Here is a 26,004-nt window from a genome sequence, read left to right as displayed (position 1 = left end):
TACGACGCTGCCCCGCCCGAGACACCACGGAGAACACCATGACGCCCACGACCCCGGAAGACGCGACCGCGACCGCCCCGGACGAGGTGAACCCCACGTCCCCCGGCCTCCCGCCCGTCGTCGACCTGGCCACCTGGCAGGCCGCCCGCGACGAGCTTCTGATCCGCGAGAAGGCCCACACCCGCGCGGGCGACGCCCTCGCCGCGGCCCGCCGCCGGCTGCCGATGGTCGAGTTCGACGGGACCGTCGAGGTGGTCGGACCCGACGGCCCGGTCCCGTTCCTGGACCTGTTCCAGGGCCGGGACGAACTCATCGTCTACAAGCACATGTGGCACGACGGCGCTCCGCACCAAGGGCAGTGCGAGGGCTGCACCCTCATGGCCTGGCAGGTGAAGGACGCCGTCTACCTCAACGCCCGGGGCGTCTCCTTCGCCATCGTGACCACGGGCAGCTGGGACGAGGTGGCCCCTTATGTCGCGTTCATGGGCTACACCCAGCCCTGGTACTCGGTGCGTGACGTCGCCGAGCCGGTCGGCGGCGACATGGGGTTCGTCACCTGCTACGTGCGCGACGGCGACCGCGTCTTCCTCACGTACTCCACGACGGGCCGCGGCAACGAGCCGGTCACCGGCTCCTTCGCCCTGCTGGACATGACGGCCCACGGCCGCGGCGAGGTGTGGGAGGACAACCCCGACGACGGCCGGCCCGAGGGGCAGAGCCCTTGCTGGTACTGGCGCTCGGACGCCGACGGGAACGCCACCTGGGGCCCGACCAGCCGCCCCGCCCCCCAGTGGACCCGCCCCGGCGCGACCCCCGTGGAGACCCTGGGGCGGAGCGGCCACCACCACTGACCCTCACTCCTTGGTCGCACCGGCCAGCATGCCCGACACCAACGTGCGCTGCGAGAAGAGGAAGAGCGCCAGGACGGGCAGGATGGCGACGACGATCGCCAGGGCCAGTTCCGGGATGGTGATGTTGAGGCCCGCGCCCGCCACCGGGTTGAACGACGGGGTGGAGGTGAGCAGTTGGTTCAGGCCCACTTGGATGGGGAACTGCTCGCTGTTCGGCAGGACGAGGTACGGCAGGAAGAAGTTGTTCCAGTTGCCGACGAAGCTGAAGAACGCGACCAGTCCGACCACCGGCTTGGCCAGGGGCAGCGCGATACGCGTGAAGAGCTGCCATTCGTTGCAGCCGTCGATCCGCGCGGCCGACAGCAGGTCCCTGGGCAGGCTGCTGCCGAAGTAGATGTAGACCAGGTACACGCCGAACGGATAGAAGGAGAAGGGCAGGATCACGGACCAGACGGTACCGATCAGATGGAATTGGTTGAGTTCCAGGAAGACCGGCAGGACCAGGGTGGCCTGCGGCATGATCATGGTGACCAGGGTGATGGTCAGCAGCGTCTTGCGGCCCCTGAACTGCGTCAGCGCCAGCGCGTAGCCCGCCGGGACACTGACGGCCAGGGTCAGGATCAGCGAACCTCCCGAGTAGATCGCCGAGTTGCGCAGCCAGGTGACCATCGCGCCGTCCTGGAAGGCGAACAGGTGCTGCCAGGCGGCGCCGATCTGCTGGAACGACCCGAAGGAGAGCGGGTTGTCCCGCACCACCTGGCCCGCCGTCTTCGAGGGCGCGAGCAGCAGCCAGATCACCGGCAGGACGAAGAACACCAGCAGCAGGGCCAGCAGGACGCCCACGATCAGGAAGGAGACGACCCGGGAGGGCTGAGGACGTCGGCCCGTCGCCGGCGAGGAGAGAGCGGATCGCGTCATTTCTCATCCAACTTGAACAGGTTCGAGCGGGCGACCAGAAGTCCGGCGGCCAGGAGTCCGAGCGCCAGCAGGAATACGGAGATGGCGGCGGCGCCGTTGAAGTCGCCCTGCTGGAAGGCGTAGACGTAGGCCAGTTGGTTCGGCGACCAGGTGGGGCTCACCCGGCCGAGACTGGCCGTCTGGAGCAGTTGGGGCTCCACGAACAACTGGGTGCCGGTGGCGAACGCCATGATCGTCATGTACACGATCCACTGCCGGATCATCGGGATCTGGATGTGCCAGGCGGTGCGCCAGGGCCCCGCGCCGTCCATTCGCGCCGCCTCAAGGACCTCGTCCGGGATGTTGTTCAGCGCCCCGTACATCACGACCATCCAGCCGCCGGCGCCGGTCCAGAAAGCGATCAGCATGAGGATCAGCGGCAGGTTGCCGGGGGTCAGTACGGCCGCGAAGCTGTGCATTCCCATGCTGTTCAGCAGCCAGGACACCGGGCTGACGTCCGGGTCCAGCATGAACAGCCACACCAGCACACCGGCGACACCGGCGAGGGCGCCGGGAATGTAGTAGAGGAAGCGCAGCAGCGCCGAGGTTCCGGGCCGTACCCGGCCGCGCAGGAGCACCGCGACCAGGACCACCATGACGACGAGGACGACCAGCCACATGACGAGGTAGATCAGCATGTGGGTGAAGGCCGGGACGAAGCGGTAGTCCTGGGCGACCTTCACGAACTGGTTGAACCCGGTGAACTGGCCCTGGTCGTTGGTGAGCGCCAGATAGAACGAGTAGCAGGTGGGGAACACCCCGAAGGCGAGCAGCAGGAGCGTGTAGCCGGCGACGAAGAGGTAGCCCGTGCGGCCGGGGCCGCTCCGCCTCGGCTTGGCGCCGCGGCGGAGCGGGGAGACGGCGACACGCTCGGTCTCCAGCAGTGTCATTCGTTGACCACCTGGTACCCCTGGGCCTTCGCCTCGTTGCTGATCTCCTTCTGCCAGGTCGGCAGCGTCGAGGTCAGGCTCTTGCCCGAGGTCAGGGCGGGCAGGACGACACTGGACCAGGCGGTGGCGTCCGAGAACCTGGTGTTCGACCAGCCCGTCCACACCTGTCCTGCGGCCTCCTGGAAGGGCTTGCTGATGTCGTTGGCGAAGTAGTCGCTGTTGACCGGGTTGGCGAGCCATGCTTCGGCGGCCTTGCCGTAGGCCGGGTAGGTGGGCGCGGACGCCTGGTTCTCGTCGGAGGTGGTCAGCCAGGTGGCCAGGTCGGTGGACGCCTTGAGGTTGGCGCTGTGCGAGGACACCATCCACACCCCGCCGCCGACGTTGCCGGTAGCGGCCGTGGTCTCGCCGTCCCACTTCAGCGGGGCCGCCGCGGCGATCTGCTTGGCGGGGGTCTTGAAGGCGGTCTTGAACAGGTACTGGCCGTACCAGGACGGGCCGTACGCCATCAGGACCTTGCTGCCGCTGTCCTTCGCGAAGCCCTGGCTGAAGAAGCCCTTGGTGGTGACGGCCTTGGCGTCGATCAGTCCGTCGAGAAGGCCCGCCATCCTGGTGCAGTTCGGGTCCTGGAGGTCGGTGCGCAGGGTGTCCGGCTTCGTCAGTTGGAACGCCGGGCACTGACCGGCCCAGAAGTACGACTCATGGGAGTTGGTGTCGCCGACCGATCCGACGAGATATCCGGGGTGGTCCTTGGCGACCCGCTTCCCCAGGGCCTCGTACTCCTCCCAGGTGGTGGGGGTGTCGTAGCCCCATTTGTCCATGAGGGTCTTGTTGTACCAGAGGACCACCTGCGCGATGTCGTTGCGCAGGCAGTAGGTGTGGCCGTTGAACTGGCAGGGAGCCAGCGAGCCGTCGGCGAAACCGTCCAGCGTGCTCTTCGGTACGAGGTCGCTGTCCAGGGGCGCGGCGAAGGGCTGCGCGCCGGGCTTCGTGGGCTCGGACGCCCAGGTCACGTCGGTGGGCGAGCCGAACACCACATCCGGCCAGCCGCTGCCGGTCCGGTCGAAGAGCTGCACCTTCGACTGGAGGTACGTGGAACCGTCGGCGCCTCCGTCGTACGTGACGATCTTCATCTTCACGTCCGGGTTCGCCTTCTGGTACGCCTCCACCGACGGCAGCCGGGTCGAGTCCGCCCAGACCGTGATCTGCGAGCCCTCCTTCTGCGCGCCCGGCTTGAAGGCCGCCGCCTCGGAGGGGGAGGAGCCGGAGGAGGTGTCGGCGCTGGCGCAGCCCGTCAGTACGGCCGCGGTGGCCAGGGAGAGCGCGGCGGCTGCGGTACGCAGAACGGTGCGGCGCCGGCCGTCCGTCGAAGAGCCGGCTCTCGGAGATCCGGAAGACCTCATGGTCGTGCCTTTCTGGTTTCTTGCGTGGGAGAGGTGACGCGCCTGATGGGGGCGCCGGCTGCGGTGGCGGTCCCTGGGGGCAGGGACCGTCACCGTCCGGTCAGCGCGGCTGCTCGACGTACGGCAGCAGTTCGCTGCCGTAGCCGAAGTCGAGCGGGAGGGCTATGCCCGGCCCCGTGGGGGCGTGCACCAGGCCCTGATCGTCCACATGGCGTTCGCGGACGACCTTGGCCGCGGTCACCAGGGACTCGTAGTAGGTGGTGTTGGAGATGGCCATGCACAGGTGCTGGTTCGGGATGTCCGAACCGTGCACCTCGGCCCGCAGCCGGTAGGCGTCGGCGAGGTGTGCCGTGCGCATGGCGCCGGTGATCCCACCGCGGAGGGTGGTACCGGCCCGGACGCCGAAGGTGGCGGCGCCGGCCGTGATGAAGTCCGCGGAGTTCATATGGGCCCCGTCGGAGGTCTCGGCCACCAGCAGCGGTACGTCCACGGCCGCCGCCAGCCGCCGGTACGCGGTGATGCTGAACTCGCGCATCGGTTCCTCGTACCAGAGGTAGCCGGCCTCCGAGAGCGCCCGCCCCAGACGGATCGCGTCGGGCAGGTCGAATCCGGCGGACCCGTCGTACATGAGGGGCACCGAAGGGCCGACGTGGTCACGCAGCGCCAGACACAGCTCGGTGTCCCGGTGGACGTCGCCCCAGGCGTGCAGCTTGATACCCCGGTAGCCCAGTTCGAGGCACTGGTCCGCCACGTCCAGGAACTCCGCGACGCTGGAGAACGTCGCCGTGGAGGCGTACGCGGGGATCGCCTCGCGGAAGCCGCCGAGCAGACGCCAGACCGGCTGGCCGTGGTACCGGCCGGCCAGGTCCCACAGAGCGGTGTCGATGAGGCCCAGGGTGGGGAGCGGGAGTTCGTGGATACGGTCCAGTTCCCACACCCGGTGCCACAGCCACTCCCGCTGGAACGGGTCGGCGCCGACCAGTTCGTCACGGAAGACCAGATCGACCAGGTCCCGCAGGGTGGCGAAGGCTCCCGGCCGGGCGAACACGGCCACCCCTTCGACTCCCTCGTCGGTGCCGATGCGCAGGACCGCGCCGTCGCCCACCGGAGCGCTTCCGCTCAGCCCGTCCCGCCAGCGGAAGGGCGGGCTGGCCGCCGGAACATCGATCCGGTGTACTTCGACATGGGTGATCTTCATTCTGGCTTTCGTTTCTGTGGGGAATGTGGCGCTCGGGGAGGGGCGCGTGCGGTGCGCGTACGGTCAGAACCCGCGGTCAGAACCGCCGTCAGAACCCGCCGTACACCTGGATCTCGTAGACGCTGCCGCCGTTGCCGCTGGACCCGGTGACGGTCAGCCGCAGGTAGCGGGCGGTGACGGGCTTGTCGGTGAAGGAGTAGGTCGCCGCCGAGACGGTGTTCCGGGCGGTGTGGTCGTCGAGAGTCGACCAGGTCGAGCCGTCGGTGGAGTACTCCAGGCGGTAGCGGTAGCCGCTGGACTTCTCGAAGGTGGTCACCACGCTGGACACGGCGGTGTCCGCACCGAGGTCCACCTGGATCCAGGACGGGTCGGGCAGGCCGAGGCCCTGTGCCCAGCGCGTCGTCAGATCACCGTCCACCACCTTCCCGGGGACGTTGCCCTCCGAGTCCGAGGACGCGGTCACCGGCTTCCGCAGCGCCAGGTTGCGGTCGGCCGGCGTGGTGACGACGGCCGCCTCGCTGGGCTCGGAGGTGTTCAGCGCGGCGTCCCGGGCCACGACCGTGAAGGAGTACGCGGTCTCAGGGGTCAGGCCGGAGACCCGCAGGGTGGTGGCGGTGGTGAGGCCGATCCGCCTGCCGTCCTGGTACACGGCGTAGCCGGTCACCCCGGTGTCGTCGGTCGCGGCCGGCCAGCTCAGATCCACCAGGCTGGGCAGCAGCGGCTTGGCTTCGGGCTTTCCGGGAGCCGAGGGTGCCGTGTGGTCCGCGCTGGGCGCCGCGGCCTTGCCGTACACCTGGAAGTCGAAGACGCTGCCGCCGTTGCCCCGCGATCCGGTGACCGTCAGGCGTACGAAGCGGCCGGTGACCGGTTCGGCGGCGTGCGCGTAGCTGGTCATCGCCGTGGTGTCGGCGGTGGTGCGGTCCACCAGCGTCCGCCAGCTGATCTCGTCCGGTGACACCTCGACGCGGTACTTGTATCCGCTGCTCTTCTCGAAGGTGGTGATGGCGCCGTCCACGTCGTACCGCGCGCCGAGATCGACCTGGATCCAGGACGGGTCGGGCAGCCCGAGGCCCTGCGCCCAGCGCGTGGACGGATCGCCGTCGACCGCCTTCGCGGGGGTGTTGTCCTCGGAGTACGAGGAGGCCGTGACCGGCTTCTTCAGCGCCAGGTCGCCGCCGGTCGGCATGGTGACCTTCAGCTCCCCGCTGCGCGGCGACTCGTTGCCGGCCGCGTCGCGGGCCGTGATCCGGAAGCGGTAGGCCGTGCCCGCGGTCAGACCGGGGATACGTACCGAGGTCTTCCCGGTGGCGCTGACGAGCGTGCCGTCACGGTAGACGGAGTAGCCCGTGACGCCCGTGTCGTCGGTGGACGCGGGCCAGGTGAGGTCCGCCACGGTCGGGAAGTCGGTGACCGCCGTCGGGGTGCCGGGGGCGGTGGGCGGTGTGCGGTCCGTGACGTCCGGACCCGGGTCGAGGTGGCGGTAGGCCTTCTGGAGGCCCGCGTTGTTCACGATCGAGGCCGGGAGCTGCGCGCAGGAGTCGACGGCGATGTTGCCGCTGACGTCGTTGTCCTTGCTGCCGCCCTGGACGCTGAAAGCGGGGTTACTCGTGTAGTTGCCCGTGACGGTGTTCTGTTCGCCGTGGTTCATCAGCATCCACTGGAAGGACACGTCACACAGGGCGTTGCCCGTGTTGTGCCAGTGGCGGCTGCCCTCGTCGTGGTAGATGCCGCCGTACGCGGGCGCCGGAACGCCGTGGATGTAGTTGCCGGACACCCTGCCGCCGGGGTTGGTGCTGAGGGTGTAGACGGCGCCGCCGTCGGCCTGCGACTTCATGATGTCGCCGATCTCGTTGTCGGCGACGATGTTGTCCCGGCTGGTGGTGGGGGAGTCCCAGACGGGGACGCCGCCGTTGTTCGGGTACGCCTCGTTGCCGCCCTGGTCGGTCAGGCCCCAGCCCCAGCCCACGGAGATGCCGGTGTACGGCAGGTCGTAGACCTTGTTGTGGGTGATCACCGTGTGGTCGGTGTAGCCGGCCAGGATGCCCACCGAGCCGTTGTACTGGTCGGCGACCTTCGTGACGACGTTGTTGCTGACCGTGGTGTTCTTGGTGATGTCCCGGGGGTCGTCGGGGTGTGCGTCGCCCGCCTCGACGCCGCCGATCTGGATGCCGGTGGCGGCGATCTGCCGGAAGACGTTGCCCGTGATACCGGTGCCCTGGGTACCGGTGTTCAGGTTCAGGCCCACCGCGCCGAGATGGGTGAAGGTGTTGCCGTCGAAGCCGATGCCGCGGCCGTGGCTGACGTTGACGGCTCCGGGCGTCTTCTGCCACTTCAGACGGGTGGAGTCGAAGTCGGGGTTGCCCTCGCCGACCATCCGGAAGCCCGCCTGTCCCTCGATGAGACCGTCGGGCGAACTCGGGGCGAGCCAGGTGGAGTAGGAGAAGGTGATGCCTTGGAAGGACACATCGGTGACGGGCTTGTCCCGGGTGCCGTTCAGGTCGACCAGATCCTGCACGACCGGCACCGTGACGGTCGCCTTGGCCAGGTTCTGACCGGCCCTGGGCATGTAGTAGATCTCGCCCTTGCCCTCGTCCAGATACCACTCACCCGGGGTGTCCAGCAGCTCGCGGGCGTTCTCCAGCCAGGTCGGGTTCTGGATCTCCTGGCCCTGCTGAAGGTGGGCGTTGTGCCAGCAGGGCTGCTCCATCTCCATCGTGTTGCCGGAGATCGCCCGCACTCCGCAGCGCTGGAGCTTCCAGCCCCAACTGCTGACGACCTCCAGGTCCTGGGGGCGCTTGTAGCCGCTGATGGCGGTGTCGGTGAAGGTGTAGCCGGTGGACGTCTTGCTGAAGCCGGACGGGTCCTTCGCGCCACGCGCGCGGGTCTCCAACTCGCCGTTCACATAGAGCTGGCGGGTCCGGAGGTCGCCCACCTTCGCCTTGTAGACCTTGCCCGTCGAGTCGGCGGGGGTCCAGCCGGTGATCTGTCTGCCTCCGCTGATGACGGGCTCGGCGCCGGGGGCCGCCGCGTAGATGACACGGGAGCCGTCCTGGCCGGAGTCCTGAGCGGTGAGGCTGAAGGTGCGGCTCAGTTGGTACGTGCCCGACTTCAGCAGCACATGGACATCGCCGCTGACCTTCTTCTTGGCCTGGCGCACATAGTCCCGCGCGTGTTCCAGCGTCCTGAAGGGGTGCGCGGAGGTGCCGGTGCCGGAGTCCTTGCCGGTCGGCGAGACATAGACGCTCAGGCCCTTCTTCGGCGAGGCCGCCTGGGCCGGTGACGCGGCCAGCGGGGCCGTCGCCGCGGCCAGGGACAGCGCGCCTGCCAGCACTCTTCGGAGCGGCACGGATATTCGCTCACGAGTGGACGGTGCGGAGGGAGTGGACGGTGCGGGGGGAGCGGACCGTGCGGAGGGAGTGGACCGTGCGGAGGGAGCAGATGGTGCAGACGGTGCAGACATGGAAATCCAATCGCCTGAATGAGGTGACATCTGGGGAGACCCGGTCGTCCTCCGGGCTCCTCCGGCGTTGGGTGGCTCATGAGGGTGCGGACATCTGGCTCACGGGCCGGGAGCGCGATGCGGTTCTACGAGGCGGACGACTCCGGTGACCGCGGCTCGTCCGCCGCCCCACCGGCCCGCCTCGACGGCTGCGCCGGCGGACCGGAGGCGCCGCGGCTGTCCACGTTGAACAGCCGATCGCGGATCTTTCGTTCGAACTGGCTCTGCGTGGTGGCGATGTGCGCCACCATCAGCTCCGCCGCGAGATCGGCCTCCCCCGCGGCGACCGCCTCGGCTATGGCGAGGTGCTGTTCCGCCGCCACTTCCAGGGACCCGGGCGCGTCCCCGTGGAACAGCAGGACATCGGACTGCGACGCAAGACGCCGTACGCCGGCGACGCTCGACCGCAGGAACACGTTGTGCGCGGCGGCGCCCACCGCGTCGTGGAACGCCTCGTCGGCCTCGGCGAAGCCGTAACCGTCGTTCGCCCTGCCCGCCACGAGCGAGGTCTCGGCGGACTCCCGGATGGTCCGGACCTCGATCGGTGTCGCGAGGGTGGCGGCGCGGCGCGCCGTCTCCGACTCGATGACCGTCCGGTAGTCCAGGAGCATCAGGACGTCCTCCATGCTCGTCGGCCGGAAGTGCGAGAAGTGGTCGTCCACCAGACCGCCGGCCGAGTCGGCGACGAAGATTCCCGCGCCGCGCCGCACACTCAGCCGGCCGATGGCGGACAGGACCTTCACCGCCTCGCGGGTGACATTGCGAGAGGCGCCCAGGATCTGGGCCAGGCCCTGTTCGGTGGGCAGCCGGTCCCCGGCCCGCAGGTTCTGCTCGGCGATGTAGTTGAGCAGTTGCTCGGCGACCAGTTCGTAACCGGGCCGGTAGCGGCCTGACGCATCGTCATGTTCCTCGTCAGGTACCTGCGTCGAAGCTCCCACTGAGTCATCCCCCTGTTGTCTGCTCGGATTAATCATGTTCATTGGGTGAGGTCACTATGACATCGGTGTTACAAGTTGAGAAGAGTGAGGCGAGAAATTGTTGAATCCGCTTCCGCAAGGGCTGCTTAGCATGACAAAAGGTGCATCTCTCCAGGGCCATTGCGTACAAGAGATCAGATCCTTAAGGTCCTGCATGCCGGATGAAGCAGATCCTTCTGTGGCGGAGGGTGCGCGGCGATGCCGGGACGGGTGTCGAGCGTGACTCCCACCGGGACCCGCGGTCGGGAACTCCGAGCGCACCCGCATTCCGAGCGCACACCCGCCTCCCGGAGCAGGTCCGGCCGGGAGCACACCTGTGGAAGCACACCTGTGGGAGAGAACGCGATGAGACTGGCACGCCACGGCACGGCGGGAGCCGAACGGCCCCTGATACCAGGGGCTGACGGAGCGCGGCGGCGCCGGACCTCCGGGCGGGCCTGACATGGGCGCGTTCGACGGACTGGGCGCCCTGGTCACCGGCGGCGCCTCCGGCATCGGCCTGGCCACGGCCCGGCTGCTCGCGGCCGAGGGGGCGCGGGTGGCCGTACTCGACCTGACCGACGCGGCACCCCGCTTCGCCGCGCACGTCCGGGCCGACATCGGCGACGACGCATCGGTCGTGACCGCTGTCGAGGAGGCCGTACGGGCCATCGGCGGCCTCGACGTGCTGGTCAACAACGCCGGGATCGGCGCGCAGGGCGGCATCGAGGACAACTCCGACGACGAATGGCGCCGGGTCCTGGACATCAACGTCATCGGGCTGGTCCGGGTCACCCGGGCCGCGCTGCCCGCACTGCGCGCTTCCCGGCATGCGGCGGTCGTCAACATCAGCTCGATCGCGGCGACCGCCGGGCTGCCGCAGCGTGCGCTGTACTCGGCCGGCAAGGGCGCCGTGCTGTCGCTCACCCGGGCGATGGCCGCCGACCTGCTGCCGGAGGGCATCCGCGTCAACGCCGTCAGCCCCGGCACCACCGACACCCCCTGGGTCAGCCGGCTCCTCGACCGGGCGGACGACCCGGCGGCCGAACACGCGGCGCTCGCCGCCCGGCAGCCGCACGGCCGGCTGGTCAGCGCCGACGAGGTCGCCGCGGCCGTCGCCTACCTGGCCTCCCCGGCCGCCGGTTCGACAACAGGCACCGCGCTGGCCGTGGACGGCGGCATGGACGGCCTGCGGCTACGGCTGCGGAAGGAGGGCTGAGCGGGATGCAGCGTTTCGCCGCCGTGATCAGGCTCCGGCCCGAGAAGGAGTCCGAGTACCGTGCCCTGCACGCCGCCGCGTGGCCGGGCGTGCTCGCCGCCCTCAAGCGGGCCAACATCGGCAACTACTCCATCTTCCTGCGGGACGGCCTGCTGTTCAGCTACTTCGAATACACCGGCACGGACTACGCCGCCGACACCGCGCGGATCGCCGCCGACCCGTTCAGCCGCGAGTGGTGGACGCTGACCGAACCGTGCCAGCGGCCGTTGGACGGCGTGGCCGAAGGGCAGTGGTGGGCCGAGGCCGAGGAGGTCTTCCACCTCGACTGAGAGGGGTTCCATCCACCCGCCCCCCGTCTACCCGCCCCCTTCCCCCCGTCCACCCGTCTTCCGACCCAAGGAACCGAACGGTGCGCATCGACGCCCATCACCACCTCTGGGACCTCGCCGTACGCGACCAGCCGTGGACGCGCGACCTCCCCGCCCTGCGCCGGACCTTCACCGCCGAGGACGTGCGGCCCGCGCTGGACCGGAACGCCATCGACGCCACGGTCGTCGTCCAGACCATCGCCGTACCGGAGGAGACACCGGAACTGCTCGCCCTGGCGGCGGAAGACCCGCACGTCCGGGCGGTCGTCGGCTGGACGAGCCTGACCGACCCGGGGATCGCCGACCGCCTGGCGGAGTTGCGCGAGCGACCCGGGGGTTCCACGCTCGTCGGCATCCGGCACGGCATCCAGGACGAGGCCGATCCCGACTGGGCGGCGCGTCCCGATGTCCGCCGCGGTATCGCGGCGGTCGGAGCGGCGGGCCTGGTGTACGACCTGCTCGTCCGGCCGGACCAACTGGCCGCCGCCGTACGGACCGTACGCGCGCTTCCGGAGGTCCGATTCGTCCTGGACCACGCCGGTAATCCGGTCGTCGGCGACGGCGAGGCGGAATCGGGCGGGCTGGAAACGGGCGGGCTGGAAACGGGTGGGCTGGAATCGGGTGGGCTGGAATCGGGTGGGCTGGGGGTGGGCGGGCTGGAAGCGTGGAGCAGGCTCCTGACCGAACTGGCCGACGCACCCAACGTCGCCGTGAAACTGTCCGGCCTGGTCACCCGTACCGCTGAGGCACCCGCCGACGAACTGCGCCCGTACGCGGACCACTTGCTCGCGACGATCGGCCCCGACCGCCTCATGTACGGCTCGGACTGGCCGGTCTGCCTGCTCGCGGCCGGCTACGACGACGTCCTGACCCTCGCGGAGACCCTCACCGGCGCGCTGAGCACCGATGAGCGCGAGGCGGTCTTCGGCACGACAGCCGCACGCTGGTACGGGATCGGGCCCACCGCATGACCACCCGCGGGCCGGGTCGTACGCGTGTCCGCGTCAGTCCCCTGGGCTTCGGCGCCGCCCCCATCGGCAACCTGTACACCCCACTCGACGAGGACCAGGCCCTGGCCGCCGTCGACGCTGCCTGGGACGCCGGTGTCCGCTACTACGACACCGCCCCGCACTACGGCCTCGGCCTGTCCGAACGACGACTCGGCGCGGCCCTCGCCCACCGGCCGCGGGCCCAGTTCACCGTCTCCACCAAGGTCGGCCGCCTGCTGGAACCCCATCCCGCGCCCACCGGATCCGACCTGGCGGCGGGGGGCTTCGCCGTACCGGACACGCTGATCCGCCGCCCCGACTACTCACGCGACGGCGTGCTGCGGAGCCTGGAGGGCAGCCTGATCCGACTGGGACTGGACCGCGTCGACATCGTGTACGTCCATGACCCCGACGATCACTTGGACGCCGCCGTCGACCAGGCCCTGCCCGCCCTGGCGGCGCTGCGCGACCAAGGCGTCGTCGGCGCGGTCGGCGTCGGCATGAACGCCGTCGCCCCGCTGCTGCGGGTCGTCGCCGAAGCCGACGTGGACGCCGTGATGGTGGCGGGCCGGTGGACGCTGCTCGACCGGACCGCTCGCCCGTTGCTGGACGCCTGCGCGCGCCGAGGCGTCTCGGTGGTCGCCGCCGCGCCCTTCAACTCCGGTCTCCTCAGCCGGCCCCACCCTCCCGACGAGGCTTTCTTCGACTACGGCCCCGCCCCCGACGCGATGCTGCGCCGCGCCCGGCGCCTTGCCGGGGTCTGCGCCCGGCACGGGACCGTCCTGCCCCACGCCGCCATCCGTTTCCCGCTGCGCGACCCGGTCGTGGCGGGTGTGGTCGCGGGCTTCCGCTCCGCCGCCGAGGTCACGTCGGCCGCGCGCTGGATCGCCGACGACCTGACGGCCGAGGCGTGGTCGGACCTGGACGGGGCCGCGACGCGCTGACCGGCTCCGGGATCCTTCAGAGGCGCCCTGTCCAGGCAGGGTCAGAAGTCCGACTGCCGTGGACTCCTGCGGCCCGCAGGCGGTGGGTGAGTCCGATTTCTGCCACGTTCTTCGTGAGTTCGAAGTTCACCCAGCTCGCGATGTCCATGAGGGTCAGGGTTCCGCCCCAGGGGAGGCCCTGGGTGCGGGTCGTGGAGTCGAGGTCGGTGTCCGTGAGGGGGAGGAGGGCGGTGCGCCAGTCGCTTTTCATCGTGCGCAGCCAGTCGGCCGTCGACGCCGCTGTGCCCGGCCAGGTGATGTCCTCGCGCGCGGGCGCGCCCGGTCCGAAAACGTGCTGGTGCGTCGTCGTCCACCAGTAGCCGATGTGCCAGGTCAGCCACGCGATGGACGTGGTCGGTACCGGCTCCGGCTCCGGTACCTCCCAGTCCGCCACCCACCGCCCCGCCGCGTCGCGCCGCACACTCCAGGCCCCCGGCGCCGGCTCCCAGAAGTGGTCCTCGTCGTCCAGCTTCGGCAGGTGGTACTCGAACAGCGTCCAGACCAGGTCGAGTTGGCGGACGAGGAGGTCGACGCGGGGGTTGAGCGGGGGCGATGGAGGGGGCGGCGGAGGGGTCGCGGGTGCGGGCGTGGGTGTGGGCGTGGGCGCGGGTGTGGGCGCGGGTGTGGTCATGCCGGGCAGGGTGCCATCGGCCCGCCCGCCGGACCAACGGAATAACCCCCGCTACGCCGTCACTGCCCCCGGCTCGACCCCCGCTACTCCGCCCCCACCTCCCCCTCCGTCTGCGGCCTCCGCGCCATGATGAACGTCTGCGGCGTCTTCTCCCGCGCGTCCGCCTCCCTCGTCAGACGGCCCGTCACCGTGAACCCCGCCTCCGTCATGAGCGCGGCCACCTTGTCCGGGTCGTGCCGGTGGATGTCGAGATCGAGGTCGTGCCCGTACCCGTGGTCGTAGTGCACCATCTGCTCGGCGCCGCCCGTCATGAAGGCCATCAGCAGATAGCCGCCGGGGGCCAGCACCCGGTGGAACTCCTCGAAGGCGGGCGGCAGTTCGTCCAGCGGGGTGTGGCACATCGAGTACCAGGCGAGGACCCCGCCGAGCGTGCCGTCCCCGATGTCGAGCGCCGTCATCATCCCTACGGCGAAATCCAGCTCCGGATGCCTCTTCCGGGCCGCCTCGATCATCCCCGGCGACAGATCCACGCCGAACGCGGTCACCCCGAGCCTGGTCAGATGCGCCGTGACCCGGCCGGGCCCGCATCCGACATCCGCGACCGGTCCCAGTCCGACGGCCCGTACGACCTCCGAGAACGCGGCGAGCATGGCCCGGTCCAGCGGCTTGCCGTCCAGGTCGTCGGCGAAGAGTTCGGCGTAGTCGGCGGCGACGGTGTCGTACGACGCGCGGGTCGTGCCCAGGCGGGCGGCAGAGGTGGTGGTCATGGGTGGGGACGGTACTTGCCGCCACTGACAATCCCCGGCCGCGTCGGGGACGCACCGCCGAGAACGCGCCACCGGGAAATCCGTCGCGCCCGGCGCTCTCCCCATGGACGATGGGGCGTATGCGGACGATCCTTCCCGGAGCCCTGGTCACCCTGCGCCCGGCGACGCCGGCCGACATCCCGGCCCTCGCGGCGATCCGTACGACGCCGGAGGTGTTCGCGCGCTGGCAGGGCGGCGACGACATGCAGGCCGTCGTGGCCGACGATCTGGACGACCCCGAGGCCCGGATGCTCGCCATCGAGTACGACGGCCGGGTGGTCGGCGCGATCCAGTGGGGCTCCGAGGACGAACCGGACTACCGACACGCCAACATCGACATCTACGTCGACCCGGCGGTGCACGGGCGCGGCGTAGGCACCGACGCCGTCCGCACTCTGGCCCGCCATCTGATCGACGACCACGGATACCACCGGCTCGTGATCGACCCGGCCGCCGACAACGCCCCCGCCATCGAGTGCTACCGCAAGGTCGGCTTCCGCCCGGTGGGCCTGATGCGGCAGTACGAGCGCGGGCCGGACGGCACCTGGCACGACGGCCTCCTGATGGACCTGCTGGCCGACGAGCTGGAGTGAAGGGGAAGAGGGGTGGCCGGTCAGTGACTGATCACCGCCCCCGTATCGCCCCGTCCATGATCCGCGCCAGCTCGGCCGGCTGGGAGAACATCGGCCAGTGACCGGTGTCCATCTCCACCAGCTCCCACCGCTCGCTCTTCAGCAACTCGGCGACGTCGTCGGTCGGCTGGTCCCCGTCGAGCAGGCACTTGATGTACGTCGCCGGCAGCTCGGCGAGTGAGCGGGTGAGGACGGCGGGCTCGGTGAGCGAGGCGCCGGGGTGCGGGGTCGCGCCGCCCACGAACCTGGCGATCTGCTCGTCAGTGAGCCCCTGGCCCTCGCACTCCTCGGCAGTTATCGGTGTCCACGATCCGCCGTTCCCCGCGAGGATCGCCTCGAAGGCCGCCTGTCCCTGCCACCACGCGGAGGCGAAGGACTCACCGTCCGCCGGAACCCCCGAGTCCACGAAGATCACCCGGGCCAACCGGTCCCCGATCCGCTCGGCCGCCTGACCGACCGGGATCCCGGAGTAGCTGTGCCCGACGAGGACGACATCCCGCAGATCGAGCCGCTCCACCTCGTCCACGATGTCCCGTACATGCGTCTGCTGACCCGCCCCGACGCCCCGCTTCTCCGCGAGCCCCGACAGCGTCAAGGGATGCGTCCCGTGCCCCGCCGCCCGCAGCTCCGGCACCACATCGCTCCACGCCCAGCCCCCGAGCCAGGCCCCTGCCACCATCACGAATTCAGCCATGACATCAACGTAACCCGAGGGTCTGACAACGACCCGGGATCGGCCGGGGGCCCCTACTCGGCGGCGACGGGCCGGTGGGGGCGACCGAGGTGCAGAATGCGAGGTGGGCCACATGGGTGAGGGGGAGGGGCACCGTGGGTCGGAATCGGAAGGAATCGGAATACGGGCCGTTCGGCGCCGGGTTGAACGGTCCATGAGCGACGACACAGCTTTCGACCCGCACGCCCTGCTCGCGCGGAGCCGGCTCGGCGTACTCGCGACGATCAAATCCGACGGCCGCCCCCAGCTCTCACCCGTCATGCCGGCGTACGACCCGGAGGCCGGCGTCATCCGGGTGTCGACCACCGAGAGCACGGCCAAGGCCAAGAACTTGCGCCGTGACCCGCGCGCCGCACTGGAGGTGACGAGCGCGGACGGCCGCGCGTGGGCCACCGCCGAAGGCACGGTCACCCTCACGGGCCCGGGAACCGACCCCGACGGCCCCGAGGTCGAGGCCCTGGTCGACTACTACCGCAACGCGGCGGGCGAACACCCGAACTGGGCGGAGTACCGCGCGGTCATGGTCGCGGACCGCCGCGTACTGCTGACACTGAGGGTGGAGAAGGTTTACGGGGCGGACTTGTCATAAGGCGAGCCTGAGGCAAAGTACGCGGCTTGGGCTCAGCCGGTCTTCACACTGCGGCAGACATAGGTGGTGTCCTGGAGGAGGTCCGGGGTGAGGCGGACGCCCGTCAGGTGTTCGGCGAGGGCGAAGGCCGCCTTGTCGCACAGGAATTCCGCGGTGTCGGAGGTCTCGCTCCAGAACTGGAATCCGCAGTCGTGCATGGCGTCCAGGAGTTCGTCCGGGGTCGTCCCCCAGCGGTGGTCCGGTGTCCCCGGCTCGAACTGCACCCGGCTGACGGTGTCCTCGGCCCAGAGGAACGCCTCGTGGCCCTCGATGTCGACGAAGTGCGAGACCCATCGCGTCCCGGCGGACGCCGGGAGGGCCGACTCCTCGGAGACGCCGAGGCAGCCGTTGGGCTCGATGAGGAGGGTCCAGTCCCGGACCGTGGTCATGGCGAGGAACTGGCGCGAGTTCTCCGCACGGTCGAGGTGTGCGAAGGACGCCTCGACCATCGCCGTCACCCCGGTCCGGGCGGGCTCGGTCCGGCCCCCGAGGCGGGCGAGTACGTCCGTGGGGGACAGGTCACGCACCAGGGTGATGCAGTAGGCCTCGGCGAGGCCCGGGAAGCGCTCCTCGAACCATCGGTAGTCGGTGGCAGTTGGGCTGGCGGTCATGCGCCGCATCGTCCCGTACGCCTCTGACATTCGGTGGGTGCGGTGGTCAGGGGGATGGTGTGAGGAGCGGGTCCTTGAGGGCGCGGGTCAGGGTGCTTCGGCCAGCGCGTGGCCTCCCGTACGCGCCCCTGTTCCGCCCTCGTCGCCACGAGCCGGCTCGTCCACGGCAAGCTGTCCGGTCCTGCGAACGCGGCCCGCCGCTCGACGAGAAGGCGCCCACCACGCGTACGGAGGTACACCCCGCACAAGAGACGTGCACGAGACTTGCCTCGCGCTCAACGGCCGTCCGTGCGTCGGCCACCGCCCGTTCCCGTACCGTCACTTCTGCCGCGGTCGCATCCGCTGTTGTCGGGCGAGCGTCGACGTCCTGATCAGCGGCTTCCAGCCGGGCAGCGCCGCCCATGACTTCGCGGACACCGTACGGCGCTCGATCGCCGATCCGACGGTGGCTCATCGTGATCGGTGCCGCCGGCAGCCATTCCCTCAGTCGATCTCAGTCAATCTCAGTCAATGCAGAACTCGTTGCCTTCGATGTCCTGCATCGCGATGCAGGACTCGTTGACACCGTCAGCACGCAGGAGGCGTACGCGTACCGCGCCGAGCGCGACCAGCCGTGCGCACTCGGTCTCCAGTACGGCGAGGCGCTCCTCACCCACGAGCCCGGTGCCGACCCGCACGTCGAGATGCACCCGGTTCTTGACGACCTTGCCCTCGGGAACGCGCTGGAAATACATGCGCGGCCCCACACCCGAGGGATCCGTGCAGGCGAACGCCGCACCCTGACGCTCGGGCGGTAGCGACCGATCGAATGCGCCCCAGGTGGCAAACCCCTCCGGCGGCGGCGGTACGACATACCCCAACACCTCGCACCAGAAACGAGCGACCCGCTCGGGTTCCGCACAGTCGAAAGTGACCTGGAACTTCTTGATCAACGCCATCGGGCCACCGTAGTGGGGCCCGCTGTCCCGTCTCAATGGAAGTGGGCCATCGTGAGGCGGTGACCTGAGCAGCTGTCCTTTGACATCGAACCCAGTCGCTCTGCCGTCGAGCGGAGTCGTGCCGCGTCTGGTGCGCCCAAACCACGACACGAGAGAGAACCGACGACAAGCCCGTCGGCCTCTACACTTGGCCGGGGTCCGCAGAAGGGGGCCCGGTCGGCGAACCCGATGACCACGCCATCGGTCGGTCCCGCGGCGGACTGACTGCGGCGTCACGTCCAGCCCCAGTGAGCTGTTGCACCCTCTTCTCCGAAGTCGTGGCGTGTCCTCAAATCGGCCTTCTCGGAGAATGGCTGTCGGGCCGATTAGTCGAGGTTTGTCTCCGGGCTTGATCCGCGCCAGCCGCCGTTGACATACCACTTGTCGGCCGCCAGGGCCTTGAACAGGGCATAGCCCATCGTGTTGGGGTTACCCCGGTAGCGCCAGCCCTCGGCCTTGTGCTCAAGCCAGGGGGCGACGGAGTTAGTGGGCATCATCGTGAGGTCGTGGTTGGTGGATGCGATGTGGCTACTCACCAGAAGGCTGTACCGGTAGTCCAGGTCGAACACCTTCAGGTGTTTCTGGAGGCGTTCTGTGAGTGTGTCGCTCCAATCAGGGTGGGGGGAAACGAAGAACTTCATCGACGGCTGCTCGTTGCCGCGTGGCCTCCTGAGACGAGCTCGAAGCCAGGGGTGGTGGGAGAAGTCGTCGAAGTAGGGGTGCAGGGTCTGGTCACCCGCATTGATGGGGACTGTCGCGCGCTTGATGGTGTTGCAGTCGCGGCAAGCCGGGATGAGGTTAACCGGTACCACGCTGAGCAGCGGGTACGTGTTCTTGGGTAGGTGGTGATCGAGCGTGGTTACCAGGCCCTCCCCGCACAGGGGACATCGGTTATCCCGTCGACGGCCTTCTTGGTCGGTCGTACCTTTGAGCGCCTCGTAGATGCGGCGGCCCGGAGCACGGTCCTTGGCCAACCGGTCGGTGTAAACCCCCTCCAGTGCCTTGCGGTCGCGACGGGTGCCAGGCGTGGCGGCGAGGCCGGTGAGGGTGTGAAGAGCCTGGCCCTGAGCGGCTGCCTCGTACGCGCTTGCTGCATCGGCCACCGCGTCGGTGAACGACTCCAGCCGTTTTCGGTTATTTGGGCGGGCGTTGGCGATGCAGGTGGTGTAGACGTCGCGTGCGTCGAAGGTCGGAGGATCTATGTGCTGCATCAGCCGTGTCCCTCCACGTCGTCGCGCTGGCCGAGCAAGGCGCTGAGCACCAACTGCGCCTCGCTGCCGAGCCGTCCGCTGAAGTGTTCCAGGACAGCGTCGTAGGAGTAGCCGACGTCGACCAGTCGCCGTAGTTCGTGCAGAAAGCCGGCTTCGGTGAGTTCCAGACCGAAGACCTCGTGAGTCAGCACGCCGACGTTCTCGCCGTACGTCTCGATGCGGGGCTGCGCGGCGCCGAGCTGCCCGCCGTAGCGCCAGAGCTTCCAGACGCAGTGGGCAGGAATCTCTTGGAGTACAACCGGAGAGTGTGTGGCGACGATGGCCAGCCCGTTGCGCTCGGCGAGCAGATCGGACAGCGCCCGCATGAACGCGGACAGCAGGGGCGGATGGAGGTGGGTTTCCGGCTCATCGATGATGACGAGGGTCCGCTCACTCACGTGCTCGATGAGCCGGGACATGGTGAGCAGAACAAGTCGGTGGCCGGCGCTGAGGCGGCGGAAGAGCTGCCGGGCTTTATTCTCGCGGCTGTTCAGGCTGGCGGTGTTCTCGAAGTTCTCCAGCCATCCCTCCTCCAGGAGTCCGCTCCCGGGATAGTCGAGGGTGCGCAATGCCCTGATCCATTGTGGGCTGCGCTCGCGCGTCAGACATGCCTTCATTGCCTGCGCAAAGTCTTTCCTGAGCCCGCCAGGGGTCTTGAACCTGGGGGATAGTGGGCCCTGAACACGCAGGCCCACATAGGAAGCGACGAACATCTCGTCGCCCTCGACGAGCGGGAAGTCGTCAAAGGCGCTGAACGAGACGGCCACCAAGTTGTTGAAGGAGCGGCCCTCGCGGCCATACTCGGTGATCCGCCCGAGCTCCAGTGTCTGTGGCTCGACAGCAGCGACGGCGCGGGCCAAGTGGGAAAGGACATATGACTTCCCCACGCCGTTCCGTCCGGTCAGGGCGTGCACATTGCTGGCTGGCCGGGAGCCTGGTTCGACCTTGAATTCGAACCGCACGGAGGCCATTGCCGGGGGCAGCGGCGGCTCGTAGGCGATATCGAAACTTACCCGGCGCGCTCCACCGCGTGCGAGACGCCGCAGCTGCCCGCGCACGGTCGACATCTTGACGAAGCGCAGTAGCGAAGTACGGGTCACATTTTGGTTCCGTGCGAGGCGGAAGGAGTCCTCGTCGTAGGCGATGTCCCGGAGCGCGGTGAGCACTTCCTCCCGGATGGCGCTGGGTATCTCGCTCAGCGTGTAGTAATAGCTTTCATCCTGGCCCACCGAGAAATAGCGCGAGCTGTCCAGGCGGCTGAAGCGCTCCGGGAGCAGATAGTTGGCGGGAACGTTCTCGCCATCCGTCGCCACGTGGCCAATCTTCACCGTGCCGACCTCGATCCAGCCCTCCCTGGTCAGAACGCGCAACGTGAACATGGTGCGGTATCCGTCGTCGTCCCAGGTGTCGTGGACGAGGAGCGCATCGAAAAGATCCTCCGCCATGGCGCCACCTTCGGCCAAGCGACGGTCATCATAAAATACGCCGAATCGCACGGTTTTCCTGGCCCTCCCCCTGCTTACTGTGCTCCGTCGTGATGTGCGATCTTAGGCGGCGGCGCGCACGGGTGTACGGGGGCGGACGTCGCGAACTCAGCGGCCCGGCTGGAGTGCGCCGCTGGAGTCTGGAGTAGGGCCGCCGTTGCTTTGCTGCGGGCTGGTGCGGCTATGTGTTTTTGCTGCGGTGGGGGCGTGCCAGAGGCGTCTGAGGGCTTCGAGCTCGGTTCGTGGGAAGTGTTCGCCCCACTTGCCTCGATAGCCGCTCTCGCCGTAAGTCTGCGCGACCTCGTCGAAGCAGCGGATCACGGTGCGGGCGAGCTGGTCGATGCCGAGCTGGCTGGACCAGATTTCGGTTCCCCTGTTGTCGTGATCGCTGCCGTCGCGTAGTTCCAGCACGAGGATCCAGATGTCCTCGCCTCCGCGGTAGAAGATCCACCGGTAGGCAGTCGGCTCGGCCTCGAACAGGGCACGGGCCTCTGTCTCGCCGGCGACGAGCCGGCCCACCGCGGTCAGGAGCTCCTCGGGCGCATTGGTGATGTAGGACGCGGTGAGCTCGACTTTTACCTGGCGATCTTCAAGGGTGCAGTCGGCCCACCCGGATCCTGCAACCGTCCAGGTGATGCGCATGTGGGATGTCACTGGTTCTCCTCGGCGAGGAAGGCCCGGACATCGGCGGCGAGGGAAGTCATCTGCTCGCCGGCCTCCAGCCAGGTGGTCACCGAGGCGCCCCAGCCGCCTGCGGCCTGCGTCCACGGCCGCAAGGCCCAGGTCAGCCCGACGTAGCCGCCGGACCGGAAGGCCGCCGACACCGTCAGGTCGCGGTCGTTGGCATGCCAGCTCCGTTCGCCGTCCCACCCCTGGTAGTCGGTGGCGAGCTCTTCTAGAAACGCGGTGAGGTCGCTGTCCCAGATCCAGGCGACGACCTCGTCGACGCGAGCGGTCAGCCCGGGAGCGCGCAGTTCGACGGCATAGTGCACGGAGTCGGCGTCGAAGTTGAACCGGTCGCAGAACGTCACGCTGACGGAGGCGTTCTCCTGGCAGCGGATGGACACGCTGGCCTCATCGTCAGTGCCGACGTCTGGTGTGGTCATGGGCGGAACGCTAGGTCAGCAGCCTGTTCGGCGTCACTTGGATTCGTTGTCGGTGAGGTGGAGCACGGCTTCGGCGATTGCACGGACGCGCTCCATGGTGATGCCGGTCCGCTGTTCGACTGCGAGAGGGTGGTCGGTCGGCTCCAGCTCGATGAAGGGACGCTGTCCGATGGGACGGGTGTGGACGCGGGTCTTCAAGTTGATGGTGCTGGGCGAGTAGAGGAAGAGGTCGGTGGACAGCCACCCGAAGTACGGCTCCTCGGTTTCACGTCCCGTGGTGTCCCAAAGATCTGCGGATCGGGAGAAGTTGTCCCGGCTGAGGGAGACCTATGCGGCCCAGGAGAACACCTCGTCGCTGCCGATGATCGGTATCTCGACCAGACCCTTGACGAAGTAGTGCTGTGCCTGGATCACGCACTGATCCGATGAGAGAAGGCAGTCCGCAGAGTCTGCGAAGTTCGGTTCCCAGACGTACGGGGCGGTGGCCGCGTAGTTCATCGGTAGCTCGGCGTGGTGGCTGCCGCAGCACGAGCATGTGAATCCGGGGTTGCTGGTCATGAGCGGAGCCTAATGATCGGCTCCGACGCAGCTGACGTCGGTCCCGTCTCGGTGACGGTGAACCAGAGCGACTGTGATCCCCGTGGGTTTGCGGAAGCTGAACGCTCTCAGCCTGAACCCGACCGTGGATTGCCATGATGCGGAGGCTGTCGCGGTCACCGAAATAGTCGGCACAGATGTGTCGGACCCACGTGGTACGACTGCAACCCAGCCAAGTTCGAGCAGACGGGCGGTTAGCAATGGGGCGACAGGAAGAAGCGATCCGCGTTGCGGACGAGCTCTTGGCCGACATCGAGCTTAAGCGGTTGAAGGCGTCCGAGGTCGTCCTGAAGGCGAGCAGGCTCGCCCGACTGGTCGGCCACACCGAGTTGACGGAGTTTCTCGGGTTCGAGCGCAGCGGGTATCCGACCGACGGCTCGGCGGGGACGTGGATCGGGCGGGCGGGCCGCTGGGCCGACAAGGAGAAGAACACCTTCTACACCGTGTCGATCGCGAAAGTGGAGGGTCATGTCGAGTCTGCCCGGCAGGCCATCGACGCGCTGCGCGGCGGGGGCAACTACTCAGGCGACATGCTCATCCCTGCGTCGCGCGACCATGACTCGCGGATCCTCCAGTCGTCATCGAACCTCGGCACGTGGATCGGAATCTGCGGGCAAGTCGTCGCGACCGTCTACAACATGGTTAACGAGATTTACCACGAGCTCCTGTTCAGCGAGCTCCAGGCGAGTCTGTTCGCGGATACCCAGGAGAAGGTCGACGGGTCATTGGCGGCGGCGAGCGGGACTGCACTCGAAAAGATCGAGCGCATCTCTGACCGCCTCCGGGACGGCGACCCCGAGTCTGTCAGCCAGGCCCTCACCACCTGCCGCCGGTTGATCGACTCCTCTGCGGACTACGTGTTCCCGGCCCGGGACGAGCTATACAAGATCGGGGACGAGGTCGACCTGAAGGTCGGACCACAGCAGGTGCTGAACCGTCTCCAGGCCCACACCCACGCCTGCGGGGCGTCGAAGAGCCGCAGGGACCGTCTACGTCGGACCCTGTCTGATCTCTACGCCCGGTGCTCCGCAGGCACTCACGCCGAGGTCACCATTGATGAGGCCCGCTTCATTTTTCTGCAGACCTACATCGCGCTCGGCGAGATCCTGACCCTGAGCGCGCCCGAGGGCGGCGACTCCTGACTTGAGTTGCCCGCCCGAGATCCTCGGCCATGCTCCCGCTGCCGTCGATCGCCCAGAGGCGATCAGTCCCAGAGGTGAGGGCAGAGGCAGTTCACCGTGCGTGTGCTGGGGAGCGCTTCAAGATCCTTCGGATGAGAAGGGGAGGGAACTGGTCGTGCGGGTGGGCGGTTACGAGCCCGTCGAGGCTGGCCTCATGGTGGCGGACGGCCTCGTCGACCCGTTGGGCAAGCCGCACGATCTCTTCTTGGAGCCATGGGATGGCGGTTGTCCTCAGCTTCCGCTCTACGGGTAGTCGCCTGTCGAACTCTCGGCGGAAGCGCTGAACCTCTCCCTGGCTTCCGAGGGCTTGTTTTCGCCAGTAGAAGGAAGCGAAGAGAGCGGCGACCTGGACGACGTCGGGGAAGTCGGCGGCCTCGGCGTATGGGTATGGCCGGTGCCGACTGGTCTCGTCCGGATGGATCAAGCGGAGTCTGCGCTCCGTGCGGTCTGCTGCGTAGCCGTGTCTGGTCAGGTCGCGCCAGAACTTGGAGCATTCGTCGTAGGCGGGCAGGATCCTGCGGTATCTGCTGTGACGGCAGAGCCGGTGGAGGCGCCGTTGAGCTTCAACGATCTCGGGAGCTTGCGCAACGCTGCACTGACCGGTTGAAGGGATCTCGATGCTTCGCTCAAAGTACGAGTCGTAGGCGGTGCCACTGCCTGTCCACCGGCGGTGCTTGACGCACAGCTTGTTGAGGTCTCGGAGCCCCCAGATCTCGATCCGCCAGCTGGTCTTTCCGGTATGTGCGGCCGCGCAGAAGTCGCAGGCCCAGGTCCGGTTGATCAACGGGTAGCCCGGATGGTGCCATGCCGTGGCGGTGGTCAGCTCGGGCAGTGCCTTCCTCAGGGATTTCGGTGTCTGACCGCTGCGAACGGCGAGGAGATCCAGCCTGTCCAGGGGCCTCTCCGCCGAGTAGAAGCGGCGGAGCACGTGCTTCGGGGGAACCCCGTTGAGCAGCGCGAGCCGCGCGGCATAGGACCGAACAGTCTCATTCGGAAAGGGCGGGGAGGCCAGAGGCAGAGGCCATGCCCGTCCGGTCGGGGCCTTGACCCCGATCATGCGGATGTCCGGTAGGCGCTCTCGCTGGCGTGGTCCACGTGGATGGCGTGTAGTTGTCGCCGGGTGATGCTTTCGCTGCCGTCCAGGATCGCGGAGATGGCTGCGGCACGGACAAGATGGGAGAGGCTGCCGATCATGCCGCCGGTCCGCTGGTAGAGGTATTTGTGCAACTTGGTCAATGTGTTGGGGGCGTGCCTGTGCAGGCGAAGGGTGCCCTCCATGGTCGCGACCAGCCCTTCCCATTCACGGCCCAGCGGGAAGGGTCCGGTATGCAGGAGGGTGCAGCGACCTGCGATCTGGCCGCCGCGGATGCCGGTGAACAGTCCGGAGTGTTCGACGTCGATGCCGGCGTAGATGAACGTGGCCGGCAGGTGCTCGCTGAAGTACTTCAGATGGTCGGAGAGTTCCTCTCCGGCAATCGTGCCCAAGTTCATGAGGTGGATCTCGTCGACCAGCACCAGGTCCGTGCGGGCCTCTGTCAGCACCTGACAGACGGAATGCGTGATGTCGGCGGTGTTGTGGCGTGGGGTGATGGTCGGAATGTTGAGGAAGCGGGCAAACTCCAAGGCGAGCTTCCGGGGTGATCCTTTTGGCGGTGCGGTGACATAGACCACCGGGATGCGTTGGCCTTCGCCGGATCTCTGCCGAACACGCAGTTCATGAAGGCGCCCGAGCTGTCGGAGTGCAGTGGTCTTGCCCGTGGTGCGGTCGCCGGAGATGATCAGGCCGCGGCGAGCTCCGTGCTCGCGTCGGTTGAGCAGGGTCAGAAGGCGTCCCTGGTGGGCGACTTCCTTAACTGTGGACGTGCGTACCACTTGGAGTTCTGAGTGGTAGTCGATGCGAGCTTCGTCGTAGTCGGTGCGTTCCTCGTCGTTCATCGACTCCCATCGAGGGCGGGGAAGCAGGTCGAAGGGGCGCGGGTCCTTCTCCACGAACCGTCGCCAGCCAGTGAGAGTGGTGGGCGGCTCCATACGTTCGTCTTTGTCGGCCCCAGAGCGATC

At 68.4% G+C, this 26,004-nt stretch carries 25 protein-coding genes and 1 pseudogene; 8 read left to right on the top strand and 18 right to left on the bottom strand.

Annotated elements, in window-relative coordinates:
- Positions 1–38 precede the first annotated feature (38 nt).
- Positions 39–851 carry a DUF899 domain-containing protein gene (locus ACIQNU_RS33555; RefSeq protein WP_401373594.1) on the top strand — a complete coding sequence of 271 codons (813 nt, stop codon included), beginning with the start codon at positions 39–41 and terminating at the stop codon, positions 849–851.
- A gap of 3 nt (positions 852–854) precedes the next feature.
- On the opposite strand, the gene ACIQNU_RS33550 is transcribed toward ACIQNU_RS33555, so the two are convergent.
- From ACIQNU_RS33550 to ACIQNU_RS33525, 6 genes are all read right to left on the bottom strand, one after another.
- Entirely contained in the window at positions 855–1,769 is a 915-nt protein-coding gene (locus ACIQNU_RS33550) for a carbohydrate ABC transporter permease (protein WP_401373592.1), read from the bottom strand.
- On the bottom strand, positions 1,766–2,698 hold the full coding sequence (locus ACIQNU_RS33545; protein WP_401373590.1) for a carbohydrate ABC transporter permease: 933 nt from the start codon (positions 2,696–2,698) through the stop codon (positions 1,766–1,768). Before ACIQNU_RS33545 ends, ACIQNU_RS33550 begins: the two co-directional genes overlap by 4 nt.
- Complete coding sequence (locus tag ACIQNU_RS33540; protein ID WP_401373589.1) at positions 2,695–4,098, bottom strand: ABC transporter substrate-binding protein; 1,404 nt, start codon at positions 4,096–4,098, stop codon at positions 2,695–2,697. Before ACIQNU_RS33540 ends, ACIQNU_RS33545 begins: the two co-directional genes overlap by 4 nt.
- Before the next feature lie 100 nt (positions 4,099–4,198).
- Positions 4,199–5,296, bottom strand: a complete 1,098-nt coding sequence (locus ACIQNU_RS33535; protein WP_401373587.1) for an enolase C-terminal domain-like protein — start codon at positions 5,294–5,296, stop codon at positions 4,199–4,201.
- A gap of 88 nt (positions 5,297–5,384) precedes the next feature.
- Positions 5,385–8,786 (bottom strand): discoidin domain-containing protein, encoded by a 3,402-nt coding sequence (locus ACIQNU_RS33530; protein ID WP_401373586.1) that lies wholly within the window; start codon positions 8,784–8,786, stop codon positions 5,385–5,387.
- A 95-nt stretch (positions 8,787–8,881) separates the two neighbouring features.
- Positions 8,882–9,733: a FadR/GntR family transcriptional regulator gene (locus ACIQNU_RS33525; RefSeq protein WP_401373585.1), complete on the bottom strand. Its 852-nt coding sequence runs from the start codon at positions 9,731–9,733 to the stop codon at positions 8,882–8,884.
- A gap of 481 nt (positions 9,734–10,214) precedes the next feature.
- Between ACIQNU_RS33525 and ACIQNU_RS33520 the strand changes: the two genes are divergently transcribed.
- The 4 genes from ACIQNU_RS33520 (at position 10,215) to ACIQNU_RS33505 (ending at position 13,271) form a co-directional block, all read left to right on the top strand.
- Positions 10,215–10,970, top strand: coding sequence for an SDR family NAD(P)-dependent oxidoreductase (locus ACIQNU_RS33520; protein ID WP_401373583.1), 756 nt, complete (start codon positions 10,215–10,217; stop codon positions 10,968–10,970).
- Between the two features lie 5 nt (positions 10,971–10,975).
- Positions 10,976–11,299, top strand: a complete 324-nt coding sequence (locus tag ACIQNU_RS33515) for an L-rhamnose mutarotase (RefSeq protein WP_401373581.1) — start codon at positions 10,976–10,978, stop codon at positions 11,297–11,299.
- Between the two features lie 80 nt (positions 11,300–11,379).
- Positions 11,380–12,309: an amidohydrolase family protein gene (locus ACIQNU_RS33510; protein ID WP_401373580.1), complete on the top strand. Its 930-nt coding sequence runs from the start codon at positions 11,380–11,382 to the stop codon at positions 12,307–12,309.
- Positions 12,306–13,271, top strand: a complete 966-nt coding sequence (locus tag ACIQNU_RS33505) for an aldo/keto reductase (protein ID WP_401373578.1) — start codon at positions 12,306–12,308, stop codon at positions 13,269–13,271. The genes ACIQNU_RS33510 and ACIQNU_RS33505 overlap by 4 nt, the downstream gene beginning before the upstream one ends.
- A gap of 16 nt (positions 13,272–13,287) precedes the next feature.
- Here ACIQNU_RS33505 and ACIQNU_RS33500 read toward each other — a convergent pair whose 3' ends face one another.
- Together ACIQNU_RS33500 and ACIQNU_RS33495 are read right to left on the bottom strand one after the other, a co-directional pair.
- On the bottom strand, positions 13,288–13,941 hold the full coding sequence (locus ACIQNU_RS33500) for a DinB family protein (protein ID WP_401373576.1): 654 nt from the start codon (positions 13,939–13,941) through the stop codon (positions 13,288–13,290).
- Positions 13,942–14,024: 83 nt separating this feature from the next.
- Positions 14,025–14,708: a class I SAM-dependent DNA methyltransferase gene (locus ACIQNU_RS33495; protein WP_401373574.1), complete on the bottom strand. Its 684-nt coding sequence runs from the start codon at positions 14,706–14,708 to the stop codon at positions 14,025–14,027.
- Between the two features lie 119 nt (positions 14,709–14,827).
- On the opposite strand from ACIQNU_RS33495, the gene ACIQNU_RS33490 reads away from it, so the two are divergent.
- Complete coding sequence (locus ACIQNU_RS33490) at positions 14,828–15,340, top strand: GNAT family N-acetyltransferase (RefSeq protein ID WP_401373572.1); 513 nt, start codon at positions 14,828–14,830, stop codon at positions 15,338–15,340.
- 31 nt (positions 15,341–15,371) lie between these two features.
- Here the strand turns inward: ACIQNU_RS33490 and ACIQNU_RS33485 are convergent, their stop codons facing one another.
- Positions 15,372–16,073, bottom strand: a complete 702-nt coding sequence (locus tag ACIQNU_RS33485) for an alpha/beta fold hydrolase (protein WP_401373570.1) — start codon at positions 16,071–16,073, stop codon at positions 15,372–15,374.
- 193 nt (positions 16,074–16,266) lie between these two features.
- On the opposite strand from ACIQNU_RS33485, the gene ACIQNU_RS33480 reads away from it, so the two are divergent.
- Positions 16,267–16,701 carry a PPOX class F420-dependent oxidoreductase gene (locus ACIQNU_RS33480; protein ID WP_401373569.1) on the top strand — a complete coding sequence of 145 codons (435 nt, stop codon included), beginning with the start codon at positions 16,267–16,269 and terminating at the stop codon, positions 16,699–16,701.
- Between the two features lie 32 nt (positions 16,702–16,733).
- On the opposite strand, the gene ACIQNU_RS33475 is transcribed toward ACIQNU_RS33480, so the two are convergent.
- The 7 genes and pseudogenes from ACIQNU_RS33475 to ACIQNU_RS33445 all read right to left on the bottom strand — a co-directional run bounded on the left by ACIQNU_RS33475 (position 16,734) and on the right by ACIQNU_RS33445 (position 22,666).
- Positions 16,734–17,351, bottom strand: coding sequence for a DUF6461 domain-containing protein (locus ACIQNU_RS33475; RefSeq protein WP_401373568.1), 618 nt, complete (start codon positions 17,349–17,351; stop codon positions 16,734–16,736).
- A gap of 503 nt (positions 17,352–17,854) precedes the next feature.
- Positions 17,855–18,289: a VOC family protein gene (locus tag ACIQNU_RS33470; protein ID WP_401373566.1), complete on the bottom strand. Its 435-nt coding sequence runs from the start codon at positions 18,287–18,289 to the stop codon at positions 17,855–17,857.
- Positions 18,290–18,654: 365 nt separating this feature from the next.
- Entirely contained in the window at positions 18,655–19,539 is an 885-nt protein-coding gene (locus tag ACIQNU_RS33465; protein WP_401373565.1) for an HNH endonuclease, read from the bottom strand.
- Positions 19,539–21,023 (bottom strand): AAA family ATPase, encoded by a 1,485-nt coding sequence (locus ACIQNU_RS33460; protein WP_401373564.1) that lies wholly within the window; start codon positions 21,021–21,023, stop codon positions 19,539–19,541. The genes ACIQNU_RS33465 and ACIQNU_RS33460 overlap by 1 nt, the downstream gene beginning before the upstream one ends.
- Positions 21,024–21,170: 147 nt before the next feature.
- Positions 21,171–21,716: a hypothetical protein gene (locus ACIQNU_RS33455; protein WP_401373563.1), complete on the bottom strand. Its 546-nt coding sequence runs from the start codon at positions 21,714–21,716 to the stop codon at positions 21,171–21,173.
- Positions 21,713–22,168 (bottom strand): DUF6228 family protein, encoded by a 456-nt coding sequence (locus ACIQNU_RS33450; protein ID WP_401373561.1) that lies wholly within the window; start codon positions 22,166–22,168, stop codon positions 21,713–21,715. Before ACIQNU_RS33450 ends, ACIQNU_RS33455 begins: the two co-directional genes overlap by 4 nt.
- A gap of 33 nt (positions 22,169–22,201) precedes the next feature.
- Positions 22,202–22,666 (bottom strand): annotated as a pseudogene (locus tag ACIQNU_RS33445) (DUF2199 domain-containing protein).
- A gap of 341 nt (positions 22,667–23,007) precedes the next feature.
- Here ACIQNU_RS33445 and ACIQNU_RS33440 point away from each other — a divergent pair.
- Complete coding sequence (locus ACIQNU_RS33440; protein ID WP_401373559.1) at positions 23,008–23,907, top strand: hypothetical protein; 900 nt, start codon at positions 23,008–23,010, stop codon at positions 23,905–23,907.
- Positions 23,908–23,998: 91 nt separating this feature from the next.
- Here the strand turns inward: ACIQNU_RS33440 and ACIQNU_RS33435 are convergent, their stop codons facing one another.
- Entirely contained in the window at positions 23,999–25,003 is a 1,005-nt protein-coding gene (locus ACIQNU_RS33435; protein ID WP_401373558.1) for a TniQ family protein, read from the bottom strand.
- Positions 25,000–25,974 (bottom strand): TniB family NTP-binding protein, encoded by a 975-nt coding sequence (locus ACIQNU_RS33430; RefSeq protein WP_401373556.1) that lies wholly within the window; start codon positions 25,972–25,974, stop codon positions 25,000–25,002. Before ACIQNU_RS33430 ends, ACIQNU_RS33435 begins: the two co-directional genes overlap by 4 nt.
- Positions 25,975–26,004: the final 30 nt, after the last annotated feature.

The sequence above is a fragment of the Streptomyces sp. NPDC091292 genome (assembly GCF_044757265.1).
In the GTDB taxonomy this organism is placed as follows: Bacteria; Actinomycetota; Actinomycetes; order Streptomycetales; family Streptomycetaceae; genus Streptomyces.
The sequence above is the reverse complement of the archived record's forward strand: the minus strand, read 5'-3'. Positions and strand labels throughout refer to the sequence as shown.

Excerpts from the sequence above, each read along its gene's own strand:
- ACIQNU_RS33550 (WP_401373592.1), bottom strand. The coding sequence starts at position 1,769 with ATGACGCGATCCGCTCTCTCCTCGCCGGCGACGGGCCGACGTCCTCAG.
- ACIQNU_RS33465 (WP_401373565.1), bottom strand. The coding sequence starts at position 19,539 with ATGCAGCACATAGATCCTCCGACCTTCGACGCACGCGACGTCTACACC.
- ACIQNU_RS33475 (WP_401373568.1), bottom strand. The coding sequence starts at position 17,351 with ATGACCGCCAGCCCAACTGCCACCGACTACCGATGGTTCGAGGAGCGC.
- ACIQNU_RS33520 (WP_401373583.1), top strand. The coding sequence starts at position 10,215 with ATGGGCGCGTTCGACGGACTGGGCGCCCTGGTCACCGGCGGCGCCTCC.
- ACIQNU_RS33545 (WP_401373590.1), bottom strand. The coding sequence starts at position 2,698 with ATGACACTGCTGGAGACCGAGCGTGTCGCCGTCTCCCCGCTCCGCCGC.
- ACIQNU_RS33490 (WP_401373572.1), top strand. The coding sequence starts at position 14,828 with ATGCGGACGATCCTTCCCGGAGCCCTGGTCACCCTGCGCCCGGCGACG.
- ACIQNU_RS33515 (WP_401373581.1), top strand. The coding sequence starts at position 10,976 with ATGCAGCGTTTCGCCGCCGTGATCAGGCTCCGGCCCGAGAAGGAGTCC.
- ACIQNU_RS33555 (WP_401373594.1), top strand. The coding sequence starts at position 39 with ATGACGCCCACGACCCCGGAAGACGCGACCGCGACCGCCCCGGACGAG.
- ACIQNU_RS33535 (WP_401373587.1), bottom strand. The coding sequence starts at position 5,296 with ATGAAGATCACCCATGTCGAAGTACACCGGATCGATGTTCCGGCGGCC.
- ACIQNU_RS33460 (WP_401373564.1), bottom strand. The coding sequence starts at position 21,023 with ATGGCGGAGGATCTTTTCGATGCGCTCCTCGTCCACGACACCTGGGAC.
- ACIQNU_RS33480 (WP_401373569.1), top strand. The coding sequence starts at position 16,267 with ATGAGCGACGACACAGCTTTCGACCCGCACGCCCTGCTCGCGCGGAGC.
- ACIQNU_RS33435 (WP_401373558.1), bottom strand. The coding sequence starts at position 25,003 with ATGATCGGGGTCAAGGCCCCGACCGGACGGGCATGGCCTCTGCCTCTG.
- ACIQNU_RS33470 (WP_401373566.1), bottom strand. The coding sequence starts at position 18,289 with ATGGCGTTGATCAAGAAGTTCCAGGTCACTTTCGACTGTGCGGAACCC.
- ACIQNU_RS33485 (WP_401373570.1), bottom strand. The coding sequence starts at position 16,073 with ATGGCTGAATTCGTGATGGTGGCAGGGGCCTGGCTCGGGGGCTGGGCG.
- ACIQNU_RS33450 (WP_401373561.1), bottom strand. The coding sequence starts at position 22,168 with ATGACCACACCAGACGTCGGCACTGACGATGAGGCCAGCGTGTCCATC.
- ACIQNU_RS33530 (WP_401373586.1), bottom strand. The coding sequence starts at position 8,786 with ATGTCACCTCATTCAGGCGATTGGATTTCCATGTCTGCACCGTCTGCA.
- ACIQNU_RS33495 (WP_401373574.1), bottom strand. The coding sequence starts at position 14,708 with ATGACCACCACCTCTGCCGCCCGCCTGGGCACGACCCGCGCGTCGTAC.
- ACIQNU_RS33500 (WP_401373576.1), bottom strand. The coding sequence starts at position 13,941 with ATGACCACACCCGCGCCCACACCCGCGCCCACGCCCACACCCACGCCC.
- ACIQNU_RS33505 (WP_401373578.1), top strand. The coding sequence starts at position 12,306 with ATGACCACCCGCGGGCCGGGTCGTACGCGTGTCCGCGTCAGTCCCCTG.
- ACIQNU_RS33430 (WP_401373556.1), bottom strand. The coding sequence starts at position 25,974 with ATGGAGCCGCCCACCACTCTCACTGGCTGGCGACGGTTCGTGGAGAAG.
- ACIQNU_RS33540 (WP_401373589.1), bottom strand. The coding sequence starts at position 4,098 with ATGAGGTCTTCCGGATCTCCGAGAGCCGGCTCTTCGACGGACGGCCGG.